At 70.9% G+C, this 23268-nt stretch carries 23 protein-coding genes; 11 read left to right on the top strand and 12 right to left on the bottom strand.

All coding sequences use genetic code 11. The features are described from left to right. From IEZ03_RS00395 to IEZ03_RS00385, 3 genes are all read left to right on the top strand, one after another. The coding region (locus IEZ03_RS00395; protein ID WP_229807876.1) for a fibronectin type III domain-containing protein at positions 1-2322 on the top strand (2322 nt) is incomplete at its 5' end. A 108-nt stretch (positions 2323-2430) separates the two neighbouring features. Continuing rightward, positions 2431-2640 (top strand): hypothetical protein, encoded by a 210-nt coding sequence (locus IEZ03_RS00390; protein WP_184883134.1) that lies wholly within the window; start codon positions 2431-2433, stop codon positions 2638-2640. A 24-nt stretch (positions 2641-2664) separates the two neighbouring features. Then, on the top strand, positions 2665-3216 hold the full coding sequence (locus tag IEZ03_RS00385; RefSeq protein ID WP_184883136.1) for a DUF305 domain-containing protein: 552 nt from the start codon (positions 2665-2667) through the stop codon (positions 3214-3216). Between the two features lie 79 nt (positions 3217-3295). Here the strand turns inward: IEZ03_RS00385 and IEZ03_RS00380 are convergent, their stop codons facing one another. Beyond that, positions 3296-4267 carry an NAD(P)-dependent alcohol dehydrogenase gene (locus IEZ03_RS00380; protein WP_221480648.1) on the bottom strand — a complete coding sequence of 324 codons (972 nt, stop codon included), beginning with the start codon at positions 4265-4267 and terminating at the stop codon, positions 3296-3298. Between the two features lie 525 nt (positions 4268-4792). Next, entirely contained in the window at positions 4793-5617 is an 825-nt protein-coding gene (locus tag IEZ03_RS00375; RefSeq protein WP_184883138.1) for an NAD(P)H-binding protein, read from the bottom strand. Positions 5618-5715: 98 nt separating this feature from the next. On the opposite strand from IEZ03_RS00375, the gene IEZ03_RS00370 reads away from it, so the two are divergent. Continuing rightward, positions 5716-6627, top strand: a complete 912-nt coding sequence (locus IEZ03_RS00370) for an AraC family transcriptional regulator (protein ID WP_184883140.1) — start codon at positions 5716-5718, stop codon at positions 6625-6627. 403 nt (positions 6628-7030) lie between these two features. On the opposite strand, the gene IEZ03_RS00365 is transcribed toward IEZ03_RS00370, so the two are convergent. Then, a complete protein-coding gene (locus IEZ03_RS00365) occupies positions 7031-7606 on the bottom strand; it encodes a putative glycolipid-binding domain-containing protein (RefSeq protein ID WP_184883142.1) in 576 nt (191 codons plus the stop codon). A 206-nt stretch (positions 7607-7812) separates the two neighbouring features. Here IEZ03_RS00365 and IEZ03_RS00360 point away from each other — a divergent pair, with 206 nt between their 5' ends. After that, positions 7813-9240 (top strand): sigma-70 family RNA polymerase sigma factor, encoded by a 1428-nt coding sequence (locus IEZ03_RS00360; protein WP_184883144.1) that lies wholly within the window; start codon positions 7813-7815, stop codon positions 9238-9240. On the opposite strand, the gene IEZ03_RS00355 is transcribed toward IEZ03_RS00360, so the two are convergent. The 3 genes from IEZ03_RS00355 to IEZ03_RS00345 all read right to left on the bottom strand — a co-directional run bounded on the left by IEZ03_RS00355 (position 9241) and on the right by IEZ03_RS00345 (position 11027). Further along, positions 9241-9930, bottom strand: a complete 690-nt coding sequence (locus IEZ03_RS00355) for a CAP domain-containing protein (RefSeq protein WP_221481287.1) — start codon at positions 9928-9930, stop codon at positions 9241-9243. Between the two features lie 162 nt (positions 9931-10092). Next, positions 10093-10491 carry a PPOX class F420-dependent oxidoreductase gene (locus IEZ03_RS00350; protein ID WP_184883148.1) on the bottom strand — a complete coding sequence of 133 codons (399 nt, stop codon included), beginning with the start codon at positions 10489-10491 and terminating at the stop codon, positions 10093-10095. A 17-nt stretch (positions 10492-10508) separates the two neighbouring features. Further along, complete coding sequence (locus tag IEZ03_RS00345; RefSeq protein WP_229807875.1) at positions 10509-11027, bottom strand: NUDIX hydrolase; 519 nt, start codon at positions 11025-11027, stop codon at positions 10509-10511. Between the two features lie 113 nt (positions 11028-11140). Between IEZ03_RS00345 and IEZ03_RS00340 the strand changes: the two genes are divergently transcribed. The 3 genes from IEZ03_RS00340 to IEZ03_RS00330 all read left to right on the top strand — a co-directional run bounded on the left by IEZ03_RS00340 (position 11141) and on the right by IEZ03_RS00330 (position 13742). Then, positions 11141-11503 (top strand): PGPGW domain-containing protein, encoded by a 363-nt coding sequence (locus IEZ03_RS00340; RefSeq protein WP_221480649.1) that lies wholly within the window; start codon positions 11141-11143, stop codon positions 11501-11503. A gap of 449 nt (positions 11504-11952) precedes the next feature. Beyond that, positions 11953-12786, top strand: a complete 834-nt coding sequence (locus IEZ03_RS00335; RefSeq protein WP_184883150.1) for an SGNH/GDSL hydrolase family protein — start codon at positions 11953-11955, stop codon at positions 12784-12786. A gap of 143 nt (positions 12787-12929) precedes the next feature. After that, positions 12930-13742 carry an amidohydrolase family protein gene (locus IEZ03_RS00330; RefSeq protein ID WP_184883152.1) on the top strand — a complete coding sequence of 271 codons (813 nt, stop codon included), beginning with the start codon at positions 12930-12932 and terminating at the stop codon, positions 13740-13742. A gap of 3 nt (positions 13743-13745) precedes the next feature. Here the strand turns inward: IEZ03_RS00330 and IEZ03_RS00325 are convergent, their stop codons facing one another. Continuing rightward, the gene (locus IEZ03_RS00325) at positions 13746-14285 is read right to left on the bottom strand and encodes a lysylphosphatidylglycerol synthase domain-containing protein (protein ID WP_189241133.1); all 540 of its coding nucleotides are present in this window, start codon (positions 14283-14285) and stop codon (positions 13746-13748) included. 182 nt (positions 14286-14467) lie between these two features. Between IEZ03_RS00325 and IEZ03_RS00320 the strand changes: the two genes are divergently transcribed. After that, positions 14468-15637 (top strand): aminotransferase class I/II-fold pyridoxal phosphate-dependent enzyme, encoded by a 1170-nt coding sequence (locus tag IEZ03_RS00320; RefSeq protein WP_184883156.1) that lies wholly within the window; start codon positions 14468-14470, stop codon positions 15635-15637. A 9-nt stretch (positions 15638-15646) separates the two neighbouring features. Here IEZ03_RS00320 and IEZ03_RS00315 read toward each other — a convergent pair whose 3' ends face one another. The 4 genes from IEZ03_RS00315 to IEZ03_RS00300 form a co-directional block, all read right to left on the bottom strand. After that, positions 15647-16534, bottom strand: coding sequence for an oxygenase MpaB family protein (locus IEZ03_RS00315; protein WP_184883158.1), 888 nt, complete (start codon positions 16532-16534; stop codon positions 15647-15649). Positions 16535-16888: 354 nt separating this feature from the next. Next, on the bottom strand, positions 16889-18076 hold the full coding sequence (locus tag IEZ03_RS00310) for a thiolase C-terminal domain-containing protein (protein WP_184883160.1): 1188 nt from the start codon (positions 18074-18076) through the stop codon (positions 16889-16891). Between the two features lie 101 nt (positions 18077-18177). Further along, positions 18178-19281 (bottom strand): threonine aldolase family protein, encoded by a 1104-nt coding sequence (locus IEZ03_RS00305; RefSeq protein ID WP_184883162.1) that lies wholly within the window; start codon positions 19279-19281, stop codon positions 18178-18180. Between the two features lie 80 nt (positions 19282-19361). Next, positions 19362-19925, bottom strand: coding sequence for a hypothetical protein (locus IEZ03_RS00300; protein ID WP_184883164.1), 564 nt, complete (start codon positions 19923-19925; stop codon positions 19362-19364). A 616-nt stretch (positions 19926-20541) separates the two neighbouring features. On the opposite strand from IEZ03_RS00300, the gene IEZ03_RS00295 reads away from it, so the two are divergent. After that, positions 20542-22020: a GAF domain-containing protein gene (locus tag IEZ03_RS00295; protein WP_184883166.1), complete on the top strand. Its 1479-nt coding sequence runs from the start codon at positions 20542-20544 to the stop codon at positions 22018-22020. A gap of 31 nt (positions 22021-22051) precedes the next feature. Here IEZ03_RS00295 and IEZ03_RS00290 read toward each other — a convergent pair whose 3' ends face one another. Further along, the gene (locus IEZ03_RS00290) at positions 22052-22774 is read right to left on the bottom strand and encodes a histidine phosphatase family protein (RefSeq protein ID WP_184883168.1); all 723 of its coding nucleotides are present in this window, start codon (positions 22772-22774) and stop codon (positions 22052-22054) included. Positions 22775-22841: 67 nt separating this feature from the next. Here IEZ03_RS00290 and IEZ03_RS00285 point away from each other — a divergent pair, with 67 nt between their 5' ends. Beyond that, positions 22842-23207 (top strand): hypothetical protein, encoded by a 366-nt coding sequence (locus IEZ03_RS00285; protein WP_229807874.1) that lies wholly within the window; start codon positions 22842-22844, stop codon positions 23205-23207. The last annotated feature ends 61 nt before the right edge of the window (positions 23208-23268 follow it).

The following is a 23268-nucleotide window of genomic DNA, read 5'->3' as shown; positions in this document are numbered from 1 at the left end:
GAGGCGACGCTGACGTGGACGGACGCCGATCACGCGACCGGGTACTACGTGTGGATGAGGAACGTCACCGCGGGGGAGAACGCCTTCACGAAACTGCCGTACCCGGTGTCAGGCGGGAGTTGGAGCGCGAGCAGCCTGCTCAACGGCGGCGAGTACGAGTTCAAGCTGCAGTCCGTCAACGGGATGATCGAGGGCGGCACGACCGGTGCGGTGTCGGTGCGGCCGACCGGGCCGGCCCCAGCGGCTCCCACCGGCCTGTCCGCCACCGCCGGTGACCACAACGCCAGGCTGACCTGGAACACGTCGGCCCACGCGACGGGCTATTTCGTGCTGGTGCGTAACGTCACGGCGGGCGAGAGCGGTTTCACCAAGCTGCCCTTTCCCGTCTCGGGCAGCTCATGGACCTACGGCAATATGGTCAACGGCGCCACCTACCAGATCAAACTCCAGGCCGTGAACGGGCTGATCGAAGGCTCGACAACGGCGGCGGTATCCGTGACGCCCACCGGACCCACGCCCGCCGCGCCGACCGGCCTGACGGCCAGAGCCGCCGACCGCGGCGTGGTCCTGACCTGGAACATGCCCGCCCATGCGAGTTGCGTCTCCATCCTGCAACGCAATGTCACGGCGGGTGAATCGGACTTCACCCGGTTCCCGTACCCGGTATGCGACGACACGTTCACCATCAGTTCCCTGGTGAACGGTGCCACCTATCAATACAAGGTGCAGGCGTACAACGACCTCATCGCCGGTGGTACGACCGGTGCCGTGAGCGCAGTGCCGACCGGCCCCGCCCCGCCCGGCCCCGAATCGCTCACGGTCAGTTCCCGGAACGGAAAGGCGATCCTGTACTGGAACGCCGCCTCGCGAGCAACGTCCTACTACATCTGGGCCCGCCGAGTCAGTCCCAATCCGGAGAGCTGGACGCGCCTCCAGTTCGGGGTGTCCGGAAGCACGTTCACGGTGGGAAGCCTGATCAACGGAGCGACCTACGAGTTCCGGGTCCAGTCGGTCGACGGGCTTCAGCCCGGAGGCTATTCCAACACGGTGAGCGTCGTGCCGCTCGGTCCCACACCGCAGGCTCCCGGCAACCTCGCCGCCAGCGGAAGCTGGCGTGGGACCGCCACGCTGACCTGGTCCAACACATCCACCGCGGGCGGGTATTTCATCTACGTCAGCGACAACGGCAGTGCGTGGACCAGGTTGCCATTCGCGGTGTCATCCGATCCGTGGACGGCGAGTGCGCTGACCCCCGGGCACACGTATCGATTCCAGTTGCGGGCCGTCAACGGCTACCAGGAGGGCAACTACTCCAACGTCGCTTCGGTCACCATTCCACTTCCGCCGAAGGTCACCGGGCTGGGCGCGCAGCAATACGGCCCCTACAAGTCGAGGATCACCTGGAATTCCGTCTCCGGAGCCGACGGCTACAACATCTACTACGCCGTCAACGCGCCAGGGAACCACAGCACCCCGACGTCCTGGAGGCGATACACCTACCCCGTCACCGGCAACCGGTTCACGGCCGAGTACCTGATCACACCCGGTGTGTACTTCTACAAGGTGGCGGCCGTGAAGAACGGTGTGGAGGGGCCGGCGTCCACACCCGCCAGCATGTCGCCGCTCATGGAGAACCGGGCCCACTACGAGGCGAGAGCGGCCTACCTGGTGTACAGGGCGAGCGGCGCCTACAGTTCGACCCTGATCCAGGGCGGCGGTGGCGGCTCGGACTCGGACTTGTTCATGGCCCGCGCCCCCATCCTCAATCTCGACTGGTTCAGCGACCTCATCGGCGACGGCCGCAACTTCTCGGACGAGATCTTCGCCTCATCGAGAGTGTCCTTCGTGTGGGAGCCGAGGTCGGGGAAGATCGGAGCGATGGCCTACCCCAGTTGCCCGCTGGCCTTCGCCTGCAAGGACGCGTTGAAATTCCAGCAGACCGGCACATCGATTCCGTGGGGGACGGAATGCGACCACGTCGCGACGATCTGCGGGGGCAGTTACAGCTACAACAAGATCGGCGCCAGCGGTGGCGGAGGAGCCGTCTATGTCGGCTTCCAGTTCGCCAACTCCCTCAACACGGTCGCCGGTATCGGCATCCCGGGGGCGATCGACGGCACTTTGAACGTCGCCCAGCAGGGCCGAAGCTTCCGGGCGACGCTTCGTGCGGACATGTATCCATCATGGGAGTTCTTGCGGATCCCGCATTACACGACGAACGGCATGAACTCGGTGCTATTCTTCGGCGGGCGCCGGCAGAAGACCATCGAGTACCTCTGCAGTCGGTGCCACGGCCAATCGACCGTCACCTACCAGGGGTAGGGGAACAGGATGATATACGTGAACGCGAGCGTTCCCGGTTCGGGACACCCGGATCACGGGCCACGCTACAAAACGTGCTGGGTACTGCTCTCCGCGTTCCTGACATTCGTGTCCTGCGGCCTCCTGCTCTCCATATACGCGCTCGCACCGGCCTTGGTCGGCGCGTTGCTCGCCACCTGGACGGCCGTCGCGCTGAAGCACCGTGCGACCCGTCGAGGCAGAAGGGACCTGCTCGCCCCGCTGTGGATCGTGCTCGCCGGCATCTCACCGGCCCTGCTGCTGTGGGCCCTCGCCTTCTCGCCTCTCAATGCCAGATAGGGCAGCACAATGACCCTCGGAAGGATGTTGCTGGTCATACCGGTCCTGTGCTGCGGGTCGCTGGTCATGGGCTGTAGCGGTGGCACCCCGAGCAGCCAGCGCAGCATTCCGGCGTCCGCGTACGGGATGAAGTCCCCAGCCGCGTACAGCGAATGGGACGTGAAGTTCATCAAAGGTGCGTATCTCAGCCATTCCGAAGTCACAGAAGTGCTCCGTAAGACGCCGGAGCGCACCGACAACCCAAAGATCCGGGAGCTCGCCACGGGTATCCTCACGGTTCGGAACGGTGAGCTGCAAATGCTCACGACATGGCTCAAATCCTGGGACATGCCGGCACCGAAGCCGTCTCCCACCAGCCGGGCCGTGAAGGAACTGAACCGCCTGTCGGATACTGCCTACGACAGCGAGCTCTTGGAGTTCCTTGTCAAGAACCAGCAGGCGCTGCTCCGCCTGGCGACACAGGAACAGGAGGCCGGAAAATTCACCCCGGCCCGCCGCCTGGCCGAACAAACCGTCAAAAGCTCGACCGGCGTAATCTCCAACATGCGCATAATGTCCGACAACCTAAAACAGTAACTCCCGCGACGTACGGCACCGAAGGAGACCGGGACTTCCGGATGTCGATCCCCTCCGCCTCGGCGGGCGAAGGGGTGGGTCAGGTCGGTGGCACGACGTCGATGATGACGTTGCCGATCTTCTGGCCGGTTTCGGCGTAGCGGTAGGCGTCGACGATCTGGTCCAGTGGATAGCGCCGGTCGATGACCGGCCTGAACCTTCCGGACCCGATCAATTCCCGCATGTACCGCACCATCTCCTGGTCCTGCCGGGGTACGGCGAGTTGCACTTTCTTCCCGCGGAACAACGGCGTTATGAGCGCGAGGGCGAGGTTCTGCCACCACGGTCCGAGATCCGAGAACACGTAGATTCCACCGGATTTCAGCAGCCGCCTGCACTGCCCGAACGTGGTCTTGCCGACCGCGTCGATGACCACGTCGTATCGTTGCTCGTCTGCGGTGAAGTCCTCGACCGTGTAATCGACGACCCGGTCGGCGCCGAGGCCACGCACCATTTCGAGGTTCGCCGTGTCGCAGACCGCGGTCACCGTGACGTCGTGATGTTTCAGCAACTGCACCGCCGCCGAGCCGATGGCACCGGTCGCGCCGTAGACCAGAGCGTCCTGCCCGGCCTTGAGTCCCGTCTTCCTGATGGAGGCGAGCGCATAGTGGGAACCCTCGGTGCCGGGAGCGGCCTCCCCGAACGTCGCGCCGGCCGGCATGGCCGCGATCGCACCGTCCGCGGGAACCGACAGGTACTCGGCATGCGTCCCGAACGCACCCTCGTTGTATCCGAAGACCCTGTCGCCCACGGCAAAGGAGGTGACGCCGCCACCGACGGCCTCCACCACTCCGGCGAACTCGGTTCCCAGCACCTTGCGTCGCGGCCGGACGATGCCGGTGGCCGCCCGTATGAAGAAGGGCTTGGCCGCACGGTAGGCGCAGTCCGTCCGGTTCACCGTCGTCGCGTGCACTCTGACGAGGACGTCTTTGTCTCCGACCGAAGGATTGTCCACCTCGGAGATCTGCACCACTTCCGGCGGGCCGTACCTGGAATGCACCGCAGCTTTCACGAACGCACCTTATCCCGGCTCATGCCGTGCAGGACATGCTTACGGCCGACTGGCCGAAGCGAACCACGACTCGTTCGCTTCGGACACCATCGGCCCAGCTCAGGGCGATTTCTCGTCCTCGGAGCATAGCGACCCAGTACGACGGGAGGCCAACTTGAACGACCGGGCCTCCGTAACATCCGCAGCACCCACGTCAACGCGCGTTCGTCCACGGCACACGAACCGGCAGGGTGGTCAGGCGCGTCCTTCTTCACCCCTGGATAAATCGGCGCCGTTGGTCATTCAGTCCTACAAACGCCGAACAGCCGCCGCACCAGGTGAGCAGGCCCCAACCGGGTATGGCGACTCCTCGCCCATGCCCCCAACGGTGAGTAGCCGCGGGGGTATGGGCCGTGGGCGTCGTCGATCAACTGTTCGGGCACGTCCGGTCGAAGGTCGCTTCAGCGACTAGGACCGAATGTCTGGGCGTGCAGGGACGGGTGTTGCGTCGTCCCGGCCGATTGGTGCGGAGTCGCCTGGTGGGCGTTAGAGGGACCAGGTGCCGGAGGCTGCGGTTCGGACGGTGTAGTCCTCGAATGTGGTTGGTGGGCGGCCAATGATTTGCCGGACGTCGTCGGTCGGTTCGGTGGTGTGGCCCGCTCGGTGCAGGGCGAACATGGCGTTCAGTGCGTCTGCCGTTTCCTTCGAGGCTCCCTCGGCCAGCAGTTCGGCTCGGTATGCCTCCGGCGTCAGTTGGACGTACTCGATCGGGCGGCCCGCCGCACGCGCCATTGTTTCGACCGCCTCACCGAAGGTCAGCGACTCTGGGCCGGATAGCTCATAAAGCCGTCCCGCGTGGCCGTCCTGGGTCAAGGTTGCCGTGGCGGTCGCTGCTACGTCCTCGACGTCGATGAAGGGTTCGGGGGTTTCTCCGATCGGTAGTGCTAGGCGACCCGATCGCAATGGCGCGTGCCATAGGTCCTCGTCGAAGTTCTGGTTGAACTGGTTCGGACGCAGGATCGTCCACTCCGCACCCGAAGCCTGTACGGCCTGTTCGGCCGCCGCCATGCCCTGCGCGAAGTCGGGGGCGGCGTGATCGAGTCCGCGGCCCGACAGGAGCACCAGCCGACGCACGCCGCTCGCAGTGGCCAGGTCGACGAAGCTCTTGACGGGCCCGGGGTCGTCGGGGGCGACCACGTACGCGGCCTGTGCTCCGTCTACCGTCCTCTCCCAGGTGCCGGGGTCCGTCCAGTCGAAGCGCACCTCGCCGGAGCGTGACGCACCCCGGACCCGTCGGCCTTGAGCGCGCAGCCGGCTTGTCACGCGGCGGCCGGTCTTGCCCGTCGCCGCCAGTACCAAGATCTTGTCCATGGCCTCAGCCAACCCGGCGGGCGCGGGCCCGGACATGGGCGAGCGTGCCGCGGACATGTCCGATAGTCCCGGGCAAAGTCTGGCTATATCGTGACGACGTGGACCCGTTCGATGATCTGCTGAAAGGCGTGCGCGGCGAGGGTGCCGCGTTCGGCACGTCGTCGCTGGCGGCACAGTGCGGGCTCCGATTCACCGACGGGGCGCCGCTGACGTTGTGCGTGCTCATGCGCGGGGAGGGCGTGCTCAGGCAGGGGGATCTGGTCCTGCCGTTCCGGACGGGTGAGGCCGCCATCGTGCGCGGTCCTGAGCCGTTCGTGTTCGCCGACGCCGACGCGCCGCGCACCGTCTGTGACGCCGGCGATGTCTCCATGCCCGAGGCTCCGGACGAGGCCGTGCTGCTGACCGCCTCGTATCGGCTGACGGGCGAGGTCGCGCGTCGCCTGGTCGCCGTGCTGCCGCCGATGATCGTCGTCCCGGACGACCACGACTGCGCTTCCATGCGCGGGTACCTGGAGGCTCAGTTGGACGCCTGCCGTCCGGGCCGCCAGGTCGTTTTGGACAGGCTGCTCGATTGGCTGCTGGTCTGTACGTTGCGCGACTGGTTCGATCGTCCGGAGGCGGTGCGGCCCGGTTGGTACCAGGCCCTGGGCGATCCGGTCGTCGGCCCGGCCCTGCGCGCCATCCATGCTGATCCGGGCCGTCCCTGGACGCTGGCCTCCCTCGCTGCCGCCGCACACGCGTCCCGCACCACCCTCGCCCGGCGGTTCACCGAGCTGGTCGGCGAGCCGCCGCTGGCCTACCTGACGGGGTGGCGAATGGCTCTCGCCACTGAACGGCTGATGGACCCCTCGATGACGGTCGCCACCGTAGCCCGCGAGGTCGGCTACACCGACGCGTTCGCGTTCAGCTCGGCGTTCAAGAGGACTCTCGGAAAGAGCCCGACGGCGTACCGGCAGGACGCCGCCCGTACCGCCTCCCCGCATCCCGCCTCAGCCGCCCAAGACCGCTGAAACGAGAGGACGAAAAGCACTTCGAATCGGCGGGGAAGTCCTGGGGACGTTCCGAGGCCGGACACCGCGAACCGAGATTCCTCACACCTGGTGATGTCGGCATTTCGCCTGACAAGTTCTTGGGCGAGGACGTCACGGAAGGGCATCGTGTGCCGGCGGCGCATAAGCCCGAAGTGAAGGAGTTTCGAGGGTAGAGCGCGGCGTCCGTAGCATCGGAGGAGAGGGCTCCGTGTGACCGAGCGGGGCCGCTAGCAGATCGTCCGATGCGGTGTGCCCCGGTGGTCCGCGCGAGTGTCAGTCCCGGTCTTGTCTTCCACGCCCACGCTCGCGGCCCTTCGATGGGGGAGGCGAACCCGTCTGTCAGGGGCACCGGTCGAACGGTCCGCCGGATGTGTCCCTTGGATCAGGTGGTGCGGGTGGCGATGCCTGGGTAGTCGAGGACGAGCCCGGAAGCGTCGTACGTCAGGCGGCAGGAGAAGTCGAACGCCGGTGAGACGTAGTCGTAGTGCCGGCCGTCGTCCTCGACTCGCGTGTAGTCCTGTTCCAGCCGGTCAACGCGTAGGTCCAGTGCACGGATGTATGCGGCCGGGGCGGACACCCTGGCGCCTGCGGGCGGATCCAGGCGATGGATGGGCAGGGTGTTGGTCATCGCCGACGATTCCAGGTCGACGTCCAGGCAACCGGTGAGGTGCGGGGCGGGCTCGCCGTTGACGCGCCAGTTCCCGGCGCCGTCGCTCTGCAGGTCGGCTTGGTGGGTGCCGGCGGCGGTGCGGTTCGCTACCTGGACGCTGCGGGTGGTCCAGCGGGAGTCCAGGTCGATTAGATACGTGACCATCCAGGTCTGGCCGCCCTCGACGGCGGTGGTGCAGCCCTCGATGCGGTAGCCGTCGGCACGCGGGTGGAAGAAGGCGACCTCGAAGCCGTCGCGTGCTTCGACGTGTCGCCAGGCGGCGGTGTTCGGCGGCGCGTTGAACGGCATGAGTCCACCCTCACATGCCCCTGCGACAACCCCGGCAGACCGTCCGCCAGCGCGGCCCAATGGCTAGCGAGGGGGAGGTGTCGAACGACTCAGATGTAACGCGCGTACGAGGAGGGACGAGCCTGGAGAATTGGGCGGCTTCTTGTTATCTGCGGTGTTCTGGGGTGTCTCCTGGTGGGTCTGTGGTGAGTCTCCGGAGGACGGGTATGCGTGTGGGCACGGATGTGGAGCGGCTGGTCCGGGCGGCTCAGGAGGGGGACGCTGACGCCCGGGAGCGGCTCGTCGCCGAGCATCTGCCGTTGCTCTACAACGTGGTCGGGTGGGCGCTGGGCGGGCACGCCGATGTGGACGACGTCGTCCAGGAGTCGGTGCTCCGCGCGCTGGGAGGGCTGGGGCGGCTCCGGGAACCCGCGCGGTTCAGGTCGTGGCTCATCTCCATCGCCATGAACCAGGTGCGTCGCCGGTGGAGATCGCAGCGCGGCAGGACGCCGATGGACCCCGAGTCGCTGGCCCGGGTCGCGGGAGCCGAGGACGATTTCGCCGAGCTGGCCGTCCTGCGGCTGGAGTTGTCGGAGCAGCGCCGGGAGGTCGCCGAGGCGACGCGGTGGCTGGATGCGGACGAGCGTGAGCTGCTCGCGCTGTGGTGGCTGGAGGCGTCGGGGCATCTCACCCGCAAGGAACTCGCGGACGGCCTGGGGGTGTCGGTGCCGCATGCGGCCGTCCGGGTGCAGCGGATGAAGAAGCAGCTGGCGACGTGCCGCCGCGTGGCGCGGGCGGTGGCGGAGCCGCGGTGCGGCGCGCTCGAACCCGTGCTCGCCGGGTGGGACGGACGGCCCTCGCCCCTCTGGCGCAAGCGGATCGCCCGGCATGTCCGGGGATGCCGGTCCTGCACCGCCCGGCAGCGGGACCTGGCGCCGCCCGAGGCCCTGCTCGCCGGACTGGTCCTCGTCCCGTTCCCTGCCGACCACACCCTCCAAGCCGCTGAGCTCGCGGCGGGCGCGGGCAACGGCGCGGGGCTCGGGGCCACCGCAAGTGCTGGGAAGGGAGCCGCGTGGCTGGCCGGGACGGCGGCGGTGGGGGTGGCCGCCGCGGCGGTCTTCTGGGGTGTGCGGGACTCCCCGCCGGACGCGACGCCTCCCGTCCGCGAACCCGTGGTGCCCGCGCAGCCGGCGCCCACCCCGGCCGACACTCCGGCGGGCTCGGGGCCGGGCAAGGACCGGGTCGAGCGTCCGAGCGCCCGCGCGGCCGCGCCGGGTGCCGAGGAGCAGGTCGTCCGGCTCGTCAACGCCGAGCGGGCCGGGGCCGGGTGCCCGGCGCTGCGGATCTCGCCGGCGCTGCACCGCGCGGCCGAGCGGCACTCGCGGGACATGGCGGCGCGCCGCGTCCTCGACCATCGCGGTTCCGGCGGCGACGGGCCAGGGGAGCGGATCACCGCCGCCGGGTTCCGCTGGAGCTCGTGGGCCGAGAACATCGCCCAGGGCCAGCCGACCGCGTCGTCGGTGGTGGACGGGTGGATGAACAGCTCGAAGCACCGCGCCAACATCCTCGACTGCCGCTCCACGATGGTCGGGGTCGCGGTCGCGCGCGGCGCCGGCGGCCCGTGGTGGACGCAGGTGTTCGCCACGCCCCGGTGATCAGCGGGCGGTGCCGAAGTTCTGCGTCCAGTACGGCCCGCCCGACGCCACCAGGCCCACCCCGATCTCGGCGAACCGGCAGTTCAGGATGTTCGCGCGGTGGCCGGGGCTGTTCATCCACGCCTTCATGACGCTCGCGGGCGTCGGCTGGCCCTTGGCGATGTTCTCGCCGTAGGTGGACCAGCGGTATCCGGTTGCGGTGATCCGGTCGCCCGGGTCGTCGCCGTCCGGGTTGGTGTGGTCGAAGAAGCCCCGCCGCTTCATGTCGGCCGAGTGCGCCTGGGCCGCCCGCGTCAGCAGCGGGTCGGCGCTCACGGTGCGGCATCCCTGCTTGGCGCGCTCCTTGTTCACCAGCGCGATGACCTGCGCGGCCGCGCCTCCGGATCCGCCTCCCGGCGCGGCGGGCGCCTTGGTCCGGGTGGGCGTGCTCGGCCGCGTGCGCGTCACGCGCGGAGTCGGCTTGCGGGACGTGCGCGCCTTGCGCGACGGCGACGCCTTGGTGGGCGTGGGCGTGGCGGACGTCTCGCTCGGCGACGGTGCCGCCGCGTCGGGGACGCCGGACGGTGCCGGCAGCCCGCCGTTCGCGGCCGAAGCAGTCCCGGAGTCGCCGTCGAACGCGCCGCTCGCCGTGCCGGCGATCCCGCCGAGCAGCGCCAGGCCCGCCGCGCCCGCGGCCGTCCACGCCACCATGCGGCCGGATGCCCACCGCCTCGTCCGGTGGGGCTTTCCGTGCCCGGGGTGCTGGGGGTTCCTCATGGCGCTGCCTCGTCCTCTCGTCGCGGATATGCGGACGAGAGTGCAGACCCCTGGCAAGAGAGGCGATAACCGAAATTTCGTGTTCGGTGCGGACGGCTAGGCGGTGCGCCTGGTCATGCCCTCGGCCGCCGGGTCGAGGCCCCACGTGAAGATGGTGCGCGGGTGGACGCGGATGATGTCGGTGCCGAACGGGGTGCCCGGCGTGCCGTCCCCGACCGCGGTCTCGGCCCGTCCCCTGATCTCGATGCCGCGCACGCGCCAGGGGTCGACCGAGACGAGGTCGTCCACGACGAACGCCACCTGGTCGTTGTGCTCCAGGTTGCGGTACTTGCGGGACCGGGGGAGGTTCCAGCCGCCTATGTCGATCGTGCCCGTTTCGGCGTTGTAGCGGAAACCGACCGGGTTGTTCTGCGGGTCGCCCTTGGGGCCCACGGTGGCGAGGCGGCCCAGGCGCTGCGTCGCGAGGTACTCGCGTTCTCTCTCGTTGAGGCTCATGGAGCCAGGTTGGAACCTCAACCTCGCTTCAGGTCAAGTGCCGTGATGAGGGCACGGAGGCGCGGGGACATCTCGTCCGGCAGATCCTGCGTCTCGAACCAGCCGGCCTCCAGGATCTCCGCCGTATCGATCCGGAGGTCCCCGCCGGTCACGCGCGCCTCGTAGTACGCCTCGACCCGGTGCCGGAATCCGCTGGCGAGCTCGACCGGCGGCCCCGCGACCCGCACCTCCAGGGACGTCTCCTCGCGGATCTCGCGGGCGACGCCGTCCTCGAGCCGCTCGCCGGCGTTGACGTATCCGCCGGGCAGCCCCCACGCGCGGTACGCGGGCCACAGCCGGTGCCGCAGCAGCAGGATCCGCCCCTCGTCGTCGTGGACGAGCCCGCCCGCGTACACCAGGAACGTCCGGTGCCGGAGCCGCGCGAGCCGCCACTGGGCGCGGCCGCCGAGCCGCTTCCAGAACCGCGCGGCCATCCGGTGCACCGCCGGTCCGCCGCGACCGTGCGCACGGCGCGCCGTGCCGGACCGGAGCCTCATTGGCGGAATGCTAGCCGCCCCGGGCGGTGTGGCGCTGGCCACACCGGAGCCCGATCGGGATCGCGGGGGACGCCGCCGTTCGTCTACAGAGGAACGCATACCGGGGAGGCGCAGTGACCACGGGGACGATGGGGCGGTCCAACGCGGAGATCAACTCGCAGGACGACGGCCGGGCCGAGGGTGACACCGGCGCGGCGCGCGGGGTGCGGCGGCGGGCGCACGTGCGGCTGGTGCGCAAGATCGCGGTCGCGGTGGCCGGTTTCGCGCTGATCGTGGCGGGGCTGGCGATGCTCGTGCTGCCGGGGCCCGGCGTCGTCGCGATCCTCGCGGGGCTGGGCCTGTTGGGCACCGAGTTCCCCACCGCCCGCCGAATCAGCGAGCGCCTCAACTCCTACGTCCGCGCCGCCTGGCACCGCGTCCGCGACGGGATCCGGGCGCGGAAGGGCACGGGAAAGGGCAAAGGCCCCGCTGCTTGACGTCCAGCAGCACCGCCAGGGTGAACGAGTCGGTCATCTCACCCCGGCTCAGCCTGAGGTCGATCTCCTGAGCACCGATCAGTTCCATCCGGTCGATTCCCTCCTCCGGGTGGCCCCCAGGGGCCGTTGCACGTCCGCCTAGAAAGGCCGGCTTCGCGGCCGGAGCCCCCGGTGTCCGCGTAGAAGTCCCCGAGGAGGGGTCGCGCTGGCCGGTCGGTGGGGAAAATGGGGGATGGGTGGGGTAAGAGTCTTTTGGGGTTTCTGGGGCTGGTGGGAATCTGGTATTTAATGGCGGCGAGTATTGGGCCTTGACAATCTTCGATTGGTGAGTGTCGCGGATTTTTGCGACGAATCATGACAAATGTTGTTGATCAGGGCTGGAGCTTGAAAGAATGACGGCGAGGGTATAAGCCCGGGGACATTTTTCGTTTCGTCGCTCCGGAGTGCAGATGCGCCTCTCCCGCCCCTGTCTCGCCGTTTTCGGCGCGCTCACCATCGCAGCCGGTTCCATCGTCTGGTCCGCGCCCGCCTCGGCGGCCGCGACCAACTACGTCGCACTCGGGGATTCCTACTCGTCCGGCACGGGGGCCGGAAACTACGACCCGGACAGCGGGTCGTGCAAGCGCAGTGCCAATGCCTACCCGAACCTGTGGGCGGCGGCGAACGCGACGGACTCGTACCGGTTCGCCGCCTGCTCGGGGGCGACGACCTCGTCCGTCTCCAGCGGGCAGCTCGGTGCGCTCAGCTCGTCCACGACGCTCGTGAGCATCACGGTCGGCGGCAACGACGCCGGCTTCAGCAACGTGATGCAGACGTGCGTCCTGCAGTCGACCTCGACCTGCCAGAACAGGGTCGCGCAGGCCGAGAGCTACATGCGCAACACCCTGCCGGGACGCCTCGACTCGCTGTACGCGCAGATCCGGTCCAGGGCGCCCTCGGCGCGCGTGGTGGTGCTCGGGTACCCGCGCCTCTACACGATCGTCGACTGGTGCGTGGGGCTGGGCAACGCCAAGCGCACCGCCCTCAACAGCGCCGCCGACACGCTGGCCGGGGTGACCCGCCAGGCCGCGGACCGCGCCGGGTTCACCTGGTCCGACGTCAGGGACGAGTTCGCCGGCCACGAGCTGTGCTCCGGCGACGACTGGCTCAACGCGGTGACGCTGCCGATCGAGTCGTCCTACCACCCGACCGCCCGGGGCCACCGGCTCGGCTACCTGCCCGCCTTCAACGCGTCCGCGAAGACCGCGCTGAAGGCCGAGAGCTCCGCCAGGAACGCCGGCTGACGGAGGTCCGCGCAGACCGGGCCCCGGTCACCGTCCCCAAGGGGATGTGACCGGGGCCCGCTTCGCGTAGAAATGGGGACCGAAGCACGTTCTGGTGACATCGCGTCACCGGGGGCCGCGGCGCGGCCGGGTGGGAGGTAACCATGGTGATCGACGCGTGGATGCAGCACGGCACGGTGCGGTTCCTGCAGCACGAGATGCTGGATTCGCTGTGGCGGTGGACCGGGCAGAAGCCTCCGGAGCAGGAGGTGCCGATCGACGTGACGGTCGGCGCCATGGACGCCGGCGGCGTGGACGTCGGCCTCATCAGCGCCTGGTACGGACCCGAGGGCGCGCTGGTGAGCAACGACGAGGTCGCCTCGTTCGTCGAGCAGGCCCCGCCGGGGCGCCTGCTGGGCATCGCCTCGGTCGACATCCGCAAGCCCATGGACGCCGTGCGGGAGCTGAGGCGGTGCGTCCGCGAACTGGGGTTCCGGGGCCTGCGCGTGGTGCCGTGGCTCTGGGAGCTGCCGCCCACCGACAGGCGCTTCTATCCGCTGTTCGCCGAATGCGTGGAGCTGGGCATCCCCTTCTGCACGCAGGTCGGGCACACGGGGCCGCTGCGTCCGAGCGAGACGGGACGGCCGATCCCCTACATCGACCAGGTCGCACTCGACTTCCCGGAACTCGTCATCATCGGCGGGCACATCGGCTACCCGTGGACGGAGGAGATGGTCGCGGTGTGCCGGAAGCACCCGAACGTCTACATCGACACGTCCGCGTACACCGTCCGGAGGTATCCGCCGGAGCTCGTCCGGTACATGACCCAGGACAGGCAGCACAAGGTCATGTTCGGCACGAACTACCCCATGATGACGGCGGAGCGTGCGCTCAAGGGCCTGGACGGCCTCGGCCTCTCCGACGAGGCGAAGGAGGCGTTCCTGTCGGGCAACGCCAAGCACGTCTTCCACCTCTGAGGATCACCGGCGCAGCGTCCGGAAGGCCAGCAGGCCCAGCGGGACCGGCGCCCAGAAGGTGACGGCCCGGAACAGCAGCACGGCGTGCAGGGCCGGCCCGGCGGTGATCCCCAGGGCGACGAGGGCCGCGACGAGGGCCGCCTCGGTGGAGCCGATCCCGCCCGGGGCCGGCACCGCCGAGCCCGCCGCGGCCGCCACCAGGTAGGCGGCCACGAGCACGAGGAGGTCGGACGGGGCCGCGGCGGTCCCCGGCACCGCGAGGACGCTCAGCGCGAACGCCAGGCCGAGCGTGAACGTGGTCGCCGCGGACCCGGCCAGCACCACCAGCAGGGCGCGCGGGCGGCGGCACAGGTCGGTGAGGCCCTCGACGGCCCGCACGGCCGCCGCCGAGCGCGCCGCGCGGCGCCCGCACGGCACCGCCGCCGCCAGCAGCACCCCCGCCGCGATGGCCCGGGGGACGGGCGGGAGGGGCGCGGCTTCTCCACCGGTACCGGGGAGTCCGGCGGACGCCGCGGAGTCAGCGCCGGCGGCGATCGTCTCCACACCTAGATGATTGGCCGACTCGCCGGCGATTATGCGGCCGGAGGGCGGACGGCGCGCGAACACGCGGTGCGGAGTTTCTCGCGTGACCTGCGGGCTTTGGTACTCCGCTTAGATCCTTTTCACACTATGATCAGGGACCGCTACAGTACGTGACGATCGCATGACGGGGGAGAGTGACGACCATGACCAGCGCTCACCAGCGGCTGGGCGAACGCATCAGCCGCTTCCGGGGCACCAGGAGCGGGCGCCGTCCGTCCACCGCCAAGGCCCCCGGCAGCCGGACGATCGTGCTGACCTGTAGCGACTACCTCGACCTCGCCGAGCATCCGGCGATCACCGAAGCCATGATCGCCAGCCTGCGGACGGCCGACGGCGCGGCGGCCCCCGTGCCCGGCCCCTGCCTGCCCGACGACCACCCGCAGATCCTCCTCGGCGCGGAGTTCGCGCGGCACCTGGGGGCGCGGGCGGGCGTGCTGTGCTCGTCGGGCTGGGCGGCCAACACGGGGCTCATGCAGGTCGTCGCGGGTCCGGACGTCCCCGTCTACCTGGACGCCCTCGCCCACATGTCGCTGTGGGAGGGCGCGCGGACGGCGGGCGCGGAACTCGCCTACTTCCGCCACAACGACCTCGGCCACCTGCGCCGCCGCGTCGAGGTGGGCGGCTCCGGAGTGATCGCCGTGGACGCCGTCTACAGCACCGACGGCTCGGTGTGCCCGCTGCCCGGCCTCGTGGAGATCGCCGAGGAGTACGACTGCCTCCTCGTGGTGGACGAGTCCCACTCGCTCGGCACGCACGGCTCCCGCGGCGAGGGCCTGGTCGCCGCGCTGGGCCTGACCGGCCGCGTCGACTTCCGCACCGCGAGCCTGGCCAAGGCGCTGCCGGGACGCGCCGGGCTGATCGCCTGCGACCGCCCGGGTTTCGCGGACTACTTCACCCACACCGCGCTCCCGGCCGTGTTCAGCTCGACGCTGCTGCCGCACGACGTGGCGGGCCTGTCCGCCGCGCTGCGGGTCGTCCGGGACGAGTGGCGCCGCCGGGACCGGCTGCGCGCCGTCACGCGCCGCCTGCGGGACGGGCTGGCGGGCCTCGGCTACCGGCTCGTCGAGTCCGACACGCAGATCATCGCGCTGGAGACGGGCTCGGAGGCCGACGCGACCCTGATGCGCGACGCGCTGGTGGCCCGCGACATCTTCAGCGCGGCCCTGTTCCCGCCCACGGCGTCGGTGGGGCGCACGCTCGTCCGCCTGTCCGCCCACGCGGGCCTGACCGACGACGACGTCAAGCGGATCCTGGCCGCCTGCCAGGCGCTCCGCCCCCGGCTGGGCGAGCAGGCCGCCGCTCCCGCGGGCTGAGAACCGGGCTCACGCCGCGGGCTGGTACCTCTCGTGGCGGGTGTGGGCGCCGATGTAGCGGAGCATCCTGCGCAGCGCCCAGTGGTTGATGCCGGTCGGCATCATGCGGTACCCCTGCCGGTTGGCCATGGCCAGGGCGGCGAACTGGGCCTGGTCGAGCGGCGTCCAGGGAATATCGAAGCGCTGCCGGACGATCGTCGGCAGGCACCCGAAGGTGAGCAGGCGCAGCGGGCGCTCGATGACCAGGCGTCCCGCGCGGTCGAGGCGGGGGCCGCCCACGGGCAGGATCGTGATGCTGTCCGACCCGTGCTTGGCGATCTCCAGGGCGCGCGCGGCGGCCGGGGTGAGTTCGAGCCGCTTGGTGCAGACGTGCCAGAACTTCGACTGGAACGACGCGTAGTCCGCGGGGACGGGACGCATGCTGACCCCGTAGCGCGAGTACCAGGTGACGGTCTCGGCGTACATCTGCTCGTGGTCCTCGGCGGTGAGCGTCCCCGGGTGGAAGGTCTCTGCGGCCTTGAAGATCTCCCACGTGAACGTTGCGTGCGCCCACCAGAACGTCTCGGGCTCCAGGGCGTGGTAGCGGCGGGCGTGCTCGTCGAGACCGCCGATGGCGCGGTGCAGGTCGCGGATGCCGCGGGCCCGGTCGGCGCCGTCCGGCGCGAGGATCGTCGCCCAGATCTGGGGGACGGACCGGTGGATCCGCTCGAACGGCGCGTCGAAGAACGCCGAGTGCTCCGAGACGCCGGCGCCGATGCCGGGATGCATGAGCTGCATGAGCCCGGCGGCCGCCCCCGGCAGCAGCGACCGCATGTCGGCGGCGTACCGCCACAGCAGCGACCCCGGCCCGAGCGGAGCCCCGCTGACCACCGTGGACGGCGACGACAAGACCGGCATCACACCTCCTGGCAGCGACCACCTACCGCCAGGCTAACGCCAATGAGACAAGAGTCAAGATTTGTCACACGTCTAGCCGCCACTCGACCCTTTGATCGTCCACGGGTTCGTCACGCCCCGATGGCCGTGCGACGAACCCGCATCCGGTGACGTGAGGTGCCCCCGGACGCAGGAGTGGGACAGCCAGGGCGCCACCCACCAGCATGGTCACCCCACGGGTCGTGCGGCCGGAGGCGCCCCAGGCGCCGGAGGTCGCACGACCCGACGCACGGGGCGCCGTTTCACGAGACGCGGAGCGGATCGGGAAACGGCGCCCCGTGCGCGACGGGGGTTCCAGGGGGTCGCCCCCCTGGGCTAACACTGCTTGTACACAGCCACCGCGCACGCGCTTCCCAGGCCGATGTTGTGCTGGAGGGCGACGCGGGCGCCTTCGACCTGGCGGTCGTCGGCCTTGCCGCGGAGCTGCCAGGTCAGTTCGGCGCACTGGGCGAGGCCGGTGGCGCCGAGGGGGTGGCCCTTGGAGATGAGGCCGCCGGAGGGGTTGACGACCCACTTGCCGCCGTAGGTGGTGGCCTCGTCGTCGATGAGCTTGTGGCCTTCGCCGACCTCGGCCATGCCGAGGGCTTCGTAGGTGATGAGCTCGTTGGCGCTGAAGCAGTCGTGGAGTTCGATGACGTCGACGTCGTCGATGGAGACCTGCGCCTGCTCCATGGCGGTGCGGGCGGCGCGCTGGGAGACGCCGAAGCCGACGACCTGGATGGAGGAGTTGTCGGCGAAGCTCTCGGGGGTGTCGGTGGAGATGTGGTGGCCGGCGATCTCGATGGCCTGGTCCCACAGGTCGTGCTCGTCGAGGAAGCGTTCGCTGACGACGAGGGCCGCGGCGGCGCCGTCGGATGTGGGGGAGCACTGGAGCTTGGTCAGCGGGTCGAAGATCATCGGCGCGTTCTTGACGTCGTCGAGGGTGTACTCGGTCTGGAACTGCGCGTAGGGGTTGTTGGTGGAGTGCTTGTGGTTCTTCCAGCCGATCCAGGCGTAGTGCTCGGGCGTGGAGCCGTACTTCTCCATGTGCTCGCGGCCCGCGTTGCCGAACATCTGCGGCATGGGGGCCTTGTCCATCTCCCACGGGCGGCCCGCGGTCATGGAGGTGAGGTGGTGGTCGATGATGGTGACCTTCGAGCCCTCCATGCCGGCGCCGAGGGAGCCCTTCTTCATCTTCTCCATGCCGAGGGCGAGCGCGCAGTCGGCGAGGCCGCCGCGGACGGCCTGGCGGGCGAGGAACAGGGCGCTCGACCCGGTCGCGCAGGCGTTCTGGACGGTCATCACGGGGATGCCGGTCATTCCGGTCTCGTAGAGGGCGCGCTGGCCCATCGATCCGTACATCGATCCGGCGTAGGCCATCTCGATCTTGTCGTAGCCGACGCCGGCGTCCTGCAGGGCGTTGCCGACGGCCTCCTTGGCCATGTCGGGGTACTCCCAATCGCGGGAGCCCGGCTTCTCGAACTTGGTCATGCCGACGCCTACGACGAAGGTGCGGTTGGCCATCAGGCTCGCCTCCTGTACCGAATCAGGTTCGGTACACACGATAGACCCGCGGGGCGTCCCGGCGCCGCCCCCTCCCGGTCGCCGGTACGCCGCGCGCCGTGTCAGCCGGTCATCTCGCCCGCGAGCGCGGCGGCGAACGCGTCGACGTCGGCCTCGGCGGTGTCGAACGAGCACACCCAGCGGACTTCGCCGGCCCGCTCGTCCCACGTGTAGAACGGGAACCGCTTGCGGAGCCGCTCGGCGGCGTCCTTCGGGAGGACGGCGAACACCGCGTTCGCCTCCACGGCCTGGGTGATCTCCACGCCCGGGACGGCGCGGGCGGCGCCGGCGAGGCGGGCGGCCATGGCGTTGGCGTGGGCGGCGTTGCGCAGCCACAGGTCGCCGTCCAGCAGCGCGACGAGCTGCGCGGACACGTACCGCATCTTGGACGCCAGCTGCATGCTCGACTTGCGCAGGTACGCCAGCCCGCGCGCCGCGTCCGGGTTCAGCACGACGACCGCCTCGCCGAGCAGCAGCCCGTTCTTGGTGCCGCCGAACGAGAGGACGTCCACGCCCGCGTCGGTGGTGAGGGCGCGCAGCGGCAGGCCGAGGGACGCGGCGGCGTTGGCGATGCGCGCGCCGTCCATGTGCACCGAGAGGCCGCGCTCGTGCGCCGCCGCCGCGATCGCCGCGGTCTCCGCCGCGGTGTAGACGGTGCCCAGCTCGGTGCTCTGGGTGATCGACACGACGGCGGGCCGACGCCGCTGGACGTTGTCGAGGCCGGTCGCGAGCTCCTCGACCCGCGCGGGCGTCAGCTTCCCGTCCGGTGCCGGCGCGGTGACCAGTTTCAGGCCCGCGACCTTCTCGGCGGCGCCGCACTCGTCGGTGTTGATGTGCGCCGAGTCCGCGCAGATGACCGAGCTCCACCGCTCCGACATCGCCTGCAGCGACACCACGTTGGCGCCCGTCCCGTTGAACACCGGGTACACCTCGGCCCGGTCGCCGAAGTGCCGCCGGACGACCTCGCGGAGCCGCGCGGTGACGTCGTCGTCGCCGTAGGCGGGCTGGTGTCCGTCGTTGCAGGCGGCCAGCGCGGCGAGGACATCCGGGTGGACGCTCGCCTGGTTGTCGCTGGCGAACGTGCGCCCGGCGGTTCGGCGGGCGCCGTCGCCGTGCGGCGCGGAGGGGGGACCATTCGTGGGGGGCTCGGCCGGCGGATTCGTCATGCGTCCATTCTCGCGGATGCCCGCGCCCGCAATTCCCGCGCACTCCGCGCCAATTGCGGAGGCGGTTTTCCCGGGGCGGGTCAGGCCGGGCGGTCGGTGATGTTCTGCACCGGGGCGGGCGCGGCGTCGGCCGGGGGATCGGCGGGGCGAAGGGCCATCCGGGCGCGCATCGCGTCGAGGTCGTCGCCGAACCGGGCCATGGTGGCCTGGAGGTCGCGCCACAGGCCGGTCCGCTGCTCCAGTTGCGCGATCCTGGTGCGGAGGTCGCCGATGCGGCGCTCGGCCGCCGTGAGCCGGGTGCCGTGCACGGCGCTGTCGCGGCCGGTGCGGATCAGGCTGGTCGCGACGGCCGCCACGTCGCGCTCGTTGTCGTCCATCCGCTCGTCGATCCGGGGGAGCAGCCGGTCGTTGAGCTGGCCGACCAGCGAGTCGAGCTCGGCGCGCAGCGCGCGCACTTCGGCGTCATGGTCCCGGACGGCCTCCTCCAGGAGCGTGACGCGCTCGAGGTAGGCGGGCAGCAGCCGCCAGGCCTCCGCCGACCGTTCCAGATCCCGCCCGAGTCTGGCGAGGACGCCGGCGCCCTCGCGCAGCTGGCGCTCCGCCTCGGCGGCGGCGCGGCGGACGAGACCCGGGACCACGGTCATGGCGCTCCCTCCAGGAACCGCTCGGATAAGCCTCCCTAAACTCTAGGCGAAAAGCACCTGAACATTGCGTAAACCAGGGCGTCTATCGGGCGGTCCGCGCGTGTTTTCGGACGACCGCCGGGCGCGTCCCGTGCGGGGGCGGCCCGCTGCACGTGCACAGGCCCCGCCGCACGATGAGCCAGGCTCGTTCGGCCGTGTAGTCGGCCCGGCTCAATGCCGGGCGGACGCGGTGACAGGTCAGGCAGAGCATGCTTCGTTCGTCCTCCCCGTGAGGCCGGCGGCCCGCCGTCCCGCACGCCTTCCCCCCGGATGCGCGCGGAACGGCGGAACCCACAGGCAGGCCCGTCGGCTACCGGCGCGGGCCACGGTACGCATCCGGGGGTTGCATGCACGTTGCGACGATTCGGTCACGCACCGTGGTTGATTCGGGTTGGCGAGATACCCGGAATCGGTTGCGCCGTCCCCGCCGTTCACCGATCCTCAGACGGGCCGGGGATCGGCCTGGGAAGGGATCGAACCGTTCACCGTCCGGCGAGGTCGCGAGAGCCCCGTACGCCGAGAACGGTCCGTGGAGAGCCGTCCGTGCGGTCCCGTCGAGAACGAAAAGGGTTGACCCATGGTGGTGCGGAAACCGGTGGCCGTGCGGCCGCCGATCGCCGAGTCGTGGCGGCGCTCCCGGGACGCCGGCGTGGACGCGGCGGTGCAGGCCGCGCCGCTGGTGTTCGACCGGGACGTGCTCGCAGACGCGCGCGGCGCGCACCCCCTCGAACGGCACCTGCCGATGCTGGAGGGGCTGCTGCGGCGCGTCGCCGACGAGACCGAGCACCTCATGGTGATCACCGACGCCGCGGGGCACGTGCTGTGGCGGCAGGGCCCGCCCGCCGTGCGCCGCGACGCCGACGCGATCGGGCTGACCGAGGGGTTCCGGTGGTCGGAGGACGCCGTCGGCACCAACGGCATCGGCACCGCGCTGGCGTCCGGGCGGCCCGAGTACGTGTACGCCTCCGAGCACGTCGCGCACGTCCTGCACCGCTGGTCGTGCGCCGGCGCCCCGATCACCGACCCCGACTCGGGACGGGTGGTCGGCTGCATCGACGTCAGCGCGACCGCGCGGGCCCTGCATCCGGCGGCGGTCGCGCTGGTCGCCGCCGCCGCGCGGCTCGCCGAGTCGCGGCTGGAGAACGAGATGCGGCAGCGGGACGAGCGGCTGCGCGAGCGGCTCCTGCCGCACGTGCGCGGGGCGCGGGACGCGGGCGTGCTCGTCACCGCCACCGGCCGGATCCTCGCCGCCCCGGCCGGCCGGTACCCGGAGAGCTGGCGGGGGCGGCGCGTCGGCGTCCCCGAGCCGGGAAAGGCGCTCACGCTGCCCGACGGCCGGACCGCCGTCGCCGAACCGCTCGGCGAGGCGTTCCTGCTGCGCCCGTCGGTGGAGCACGGGCGGCCCGGCACCCGCCCGCCGTCCCTCGGCGGATCACCGGCCGGGGACGCAGCGGCGCGGATCCCCGCCGGCGAGGGACCGCTGCTGACGCTGTCGTTCCTCGGCGAAGGCCGCCCGCAGGCGCACCTGGACGGGCGGCCGGTCCCGCCGGCGCTGCGGCACGCCGAGATCCTCGCCGCGCTCGCCCTCCACCCCCGGGGGCTGACCGGGGACGGGCTCGCGCTGTGCCTGTACGGCGAGGGCGGCAGCCCCGCGTCGGTCCGGCCCGAGATCCACCGGCTCCGCCAGCAGTTCGGCGGCATCGTGCGGGCCCGCCCCTACCGGCTCGGGTGCGCGGTCGAGGCCGACTTCCTCACGGTGCGGCGGATGCTGGACGAGGGCGACGCCGCCGGGGCCGTGCGCCTGTACACCGGCGAGCTGCTGCCCCGCTCCGACGCGCCCGCCGTCCGCGCCGAACGCGACGAGCTGGCGGTGCGGGTGCGGCGGCTGGCGCTCGACCGGGGCGGCGCCGACGCGCTGTGGACCTACGCCCAGACCGAGCCGGGCCGCGCCGACCTGGAGGTGCTGGAGCGGCTCCGCGACGTCCTGCCGCCGGGCGATCCGCGGCTGGCCGCGGTCGCCTCGCGCCGCGAGCGGCTCCTCGCCGGCGAGGCGTGATGACCGGCGGTCCCCGGGCGCCGCGAAGGCGTCAGGCGCCCTCGTCGGCCAGGTGGGCGCAGTCGTTGTAGCACACGGCCTCCAGCCGCGCGCCGTTCTGCCGCCACCGGGTCACCGAGGCGTTGCCGATCGACTCCTTCTCGATCGCCATGATCTCCTGCTCGGTCAGCCCCTCCACCAGGTAGCGGGTCATCACCACGATCGCGTCGTGCGTGACGACCAGTACCCGGCCCCCAGGGGCCGCGGCCTCCAGGTCGCGGTAGAAGCTGCGCAGCCGCAGCGCCAGGTCGGCCCACGACTCCCCGCCGGGCGGCCGGTAGTAGAACTTGCCGAGGTGCCGCAGCCGCTCGGCCTCCTGCGGGAACCGGCGCTCGACCCCGGCGCCGGTGAGGCCCTGCAGGACGCCCTGCTCGCGGTCGCGGAGCCGCTCGTCCACCTTCGGCCGCAGCCCTTCCGGGTCCTGCGGGGCGGCGTAGGACGTCTGGGCGAGCGCGATCTTCGCGGTGTCGAGGGCGCGCACGTAAGGGGAGGAGACGACCAGCGTCGGGCGCTCGTCCTCGGGGAGGGCGGCGAGCCAGCGGCCGAACGCCGCCGCCTGGGCGCGGCCGGTGTCCGACAGGGGGATGTCGGCGTCCCGCTCGGGGATGCCGGCCTCCTCCGCGTCGGTGCCCGCCACGGCCTTGTACGCGAGGTTGCCCGTGCTCTCGCCGTGCCGGGTCATGGTCAGCCAATGCAGCGCGTCCACGCCCGCCATGCTGCCATGCCCGCGGAGCGGCGGGCGCGGTTCGGCCGTCCTCTACGCGCGGTAGTACTCTCGTGCCGTGACGAACGGCCTCACCGTAGTGATCATCGTGGCGGCGGTGCTCACCGCTTGCTACGCGCTGGTGGCGGCGCTGCGCAACCGGGCGATGGACCTGGGGCAGCTGATCTCGCTCGGCGTGCTGGAGGTCCTGCTGGTGGCGCAGGCCGTCGTCGGGTTCGCCAAGCTGGGCGGGGACGAGGGCCCCGCGAGCTCGGCGACCTTCGTCGGCTACCTGCTCGCCAGCCTGCTCATCCCGCTCGCGGGCGCCGGATGGGGCCTGCTGGAGCGCACCCGGTGGGGCTCCGGCGTGATCGTCATCGCCGGCCTCGGCGTCGCCGTCATGATCGTCCGGCTGGACCAGCTGTGGAGCGGGACCGGTGGCTGACCCCGAGCGGCCCGTCCCCGGTGAGCGGCCCGATGACCGGCCCGGTGCGCGGCCCGGTGCG

Origin of the sequence: Actinomadura livida (assembly GCF_014648675.1) — a bacterium.
GTDB classification, from domain to species: Bacteria; Actinomycetota; Actinomycetes; order Streptosporangiales; family Streptosporangiaceae; genus Spirillospora; species Spirillospora livida.
This window is presented reverse-complemented; position numbering and strand designations above follow the sequence as displayed.

Coding starts and splice junctions, on each gene's coding strand:
- IEZ03_RS00385 (WP_184883136.1), top strand. CDS start 2,665: ATGTTGCTGGTCATACCGGTCCTGTGCTGCGGGTCGCTGGTCATGGGC.
- IEZ03_RS00375 (WP_184883138.1), bottom strand. CDS start 5,617: ATGGACAAGATCTTGGTACTGGCGGCGACGGGCAAGACCGGCCGCCGC.
- IEZ03_RS00365 (WP_184883142.1), bottom strand. CDS start 7,606: ATGCCGTTCAACGCGCCGCCGAACACCGCCGCCTGGCGACACGTCGAA.
- IEZ03_RS00360 (WP_184883144.1), top strand. CDS start 7,813: ATGCGTGTGGGCACGGATGTGGAGCGGCTGGTCCGGGCGGCTCAGGAG.
- IEZ03_RS00355 (WP_221481287.1), bottom strand. CDS start 9,930: ATGGTGGCGTGGACGGCCGCGGGCGCGGCGGGCCTGGCGCTGCTCGGC.
- IEZ03_RS00350 (WP_184883148.1), bottom strand. CDS start 10,491: ATGAGCCTCAACGAGAGAGAACGCGAGTACCTCGCGACGCAGCGCCTG.
- IEZ03_RS00345 (WP_229807875.1), bottom strand. CDS start 11,027: ATGAGGCTCCGGTCCGGCACGGCGCGCCGTGCGCACGGTCGCGGCGGA.
- IEZ03_RS00335 (WP_184883150.1), top strand. CDS start 11,953: ATGCGCCTCTCCCGCCCCTGTCTCGCCGTTTTCGGCGCGCTCACCATC.
- IEZ03_RS00330 (WP_184883152.1), top strand. CDS start 12,930: ATGGTGATCGACGCGTGGATGCAGCACGGCACGGTGCGGTTCCTGCAG.
- IEZ03_RS00320 (WP_184883156.1), top strand. CDS start 14,468: ATGACCAGCGCTCACCAGCGGCTGGGCGAACGCATCAGCCGCTTCCGG.
- IEZ03_RS00315 (WP_184883158.1), bottom strand. CDS start 16,534: ATGCCGGTCTTGTCGTCGCCGTCCACGGTGGTCAGCGGGGCTCCGCTC.
- IEZ03_RS00310 (WP_184883160.1), bottom strand. CDS start 18,076: ATGGCCAACCGCACCTTCGTCGTAGGCGTCGGCATGACCAAGTTCGAG.
- IEZ03_RS00305 (WP_184883162.1), bottom strand. CDS start 19,281: ATGACGAATCCGCCGGCCGAGCCCCCCACGAATGGTCCCCCCTCCGCG.
- IEZ03_RS00300 (WP_184883164.1), bottom strand. CDS start 19,925: ATGACCGTGGTCCCGGGTCTCGTCCGCCGCGCCGCCGCCGAGGCGGAG.
- IEZ03_RS00295 (WP_184883166.1), top strand. CDS start 20,542: ATGGTGGTGCGGAAACCGGTGGCCGTGCGGCCGCCGATCGCCGAGTCG.
- IEZ03_RS00290 (WP_184883168.1), bottom strand. CDS start 22,774: ATGGCGGGCGTGGACGCGCTGCATTGGCTGACCATGACCCGGCACGGC.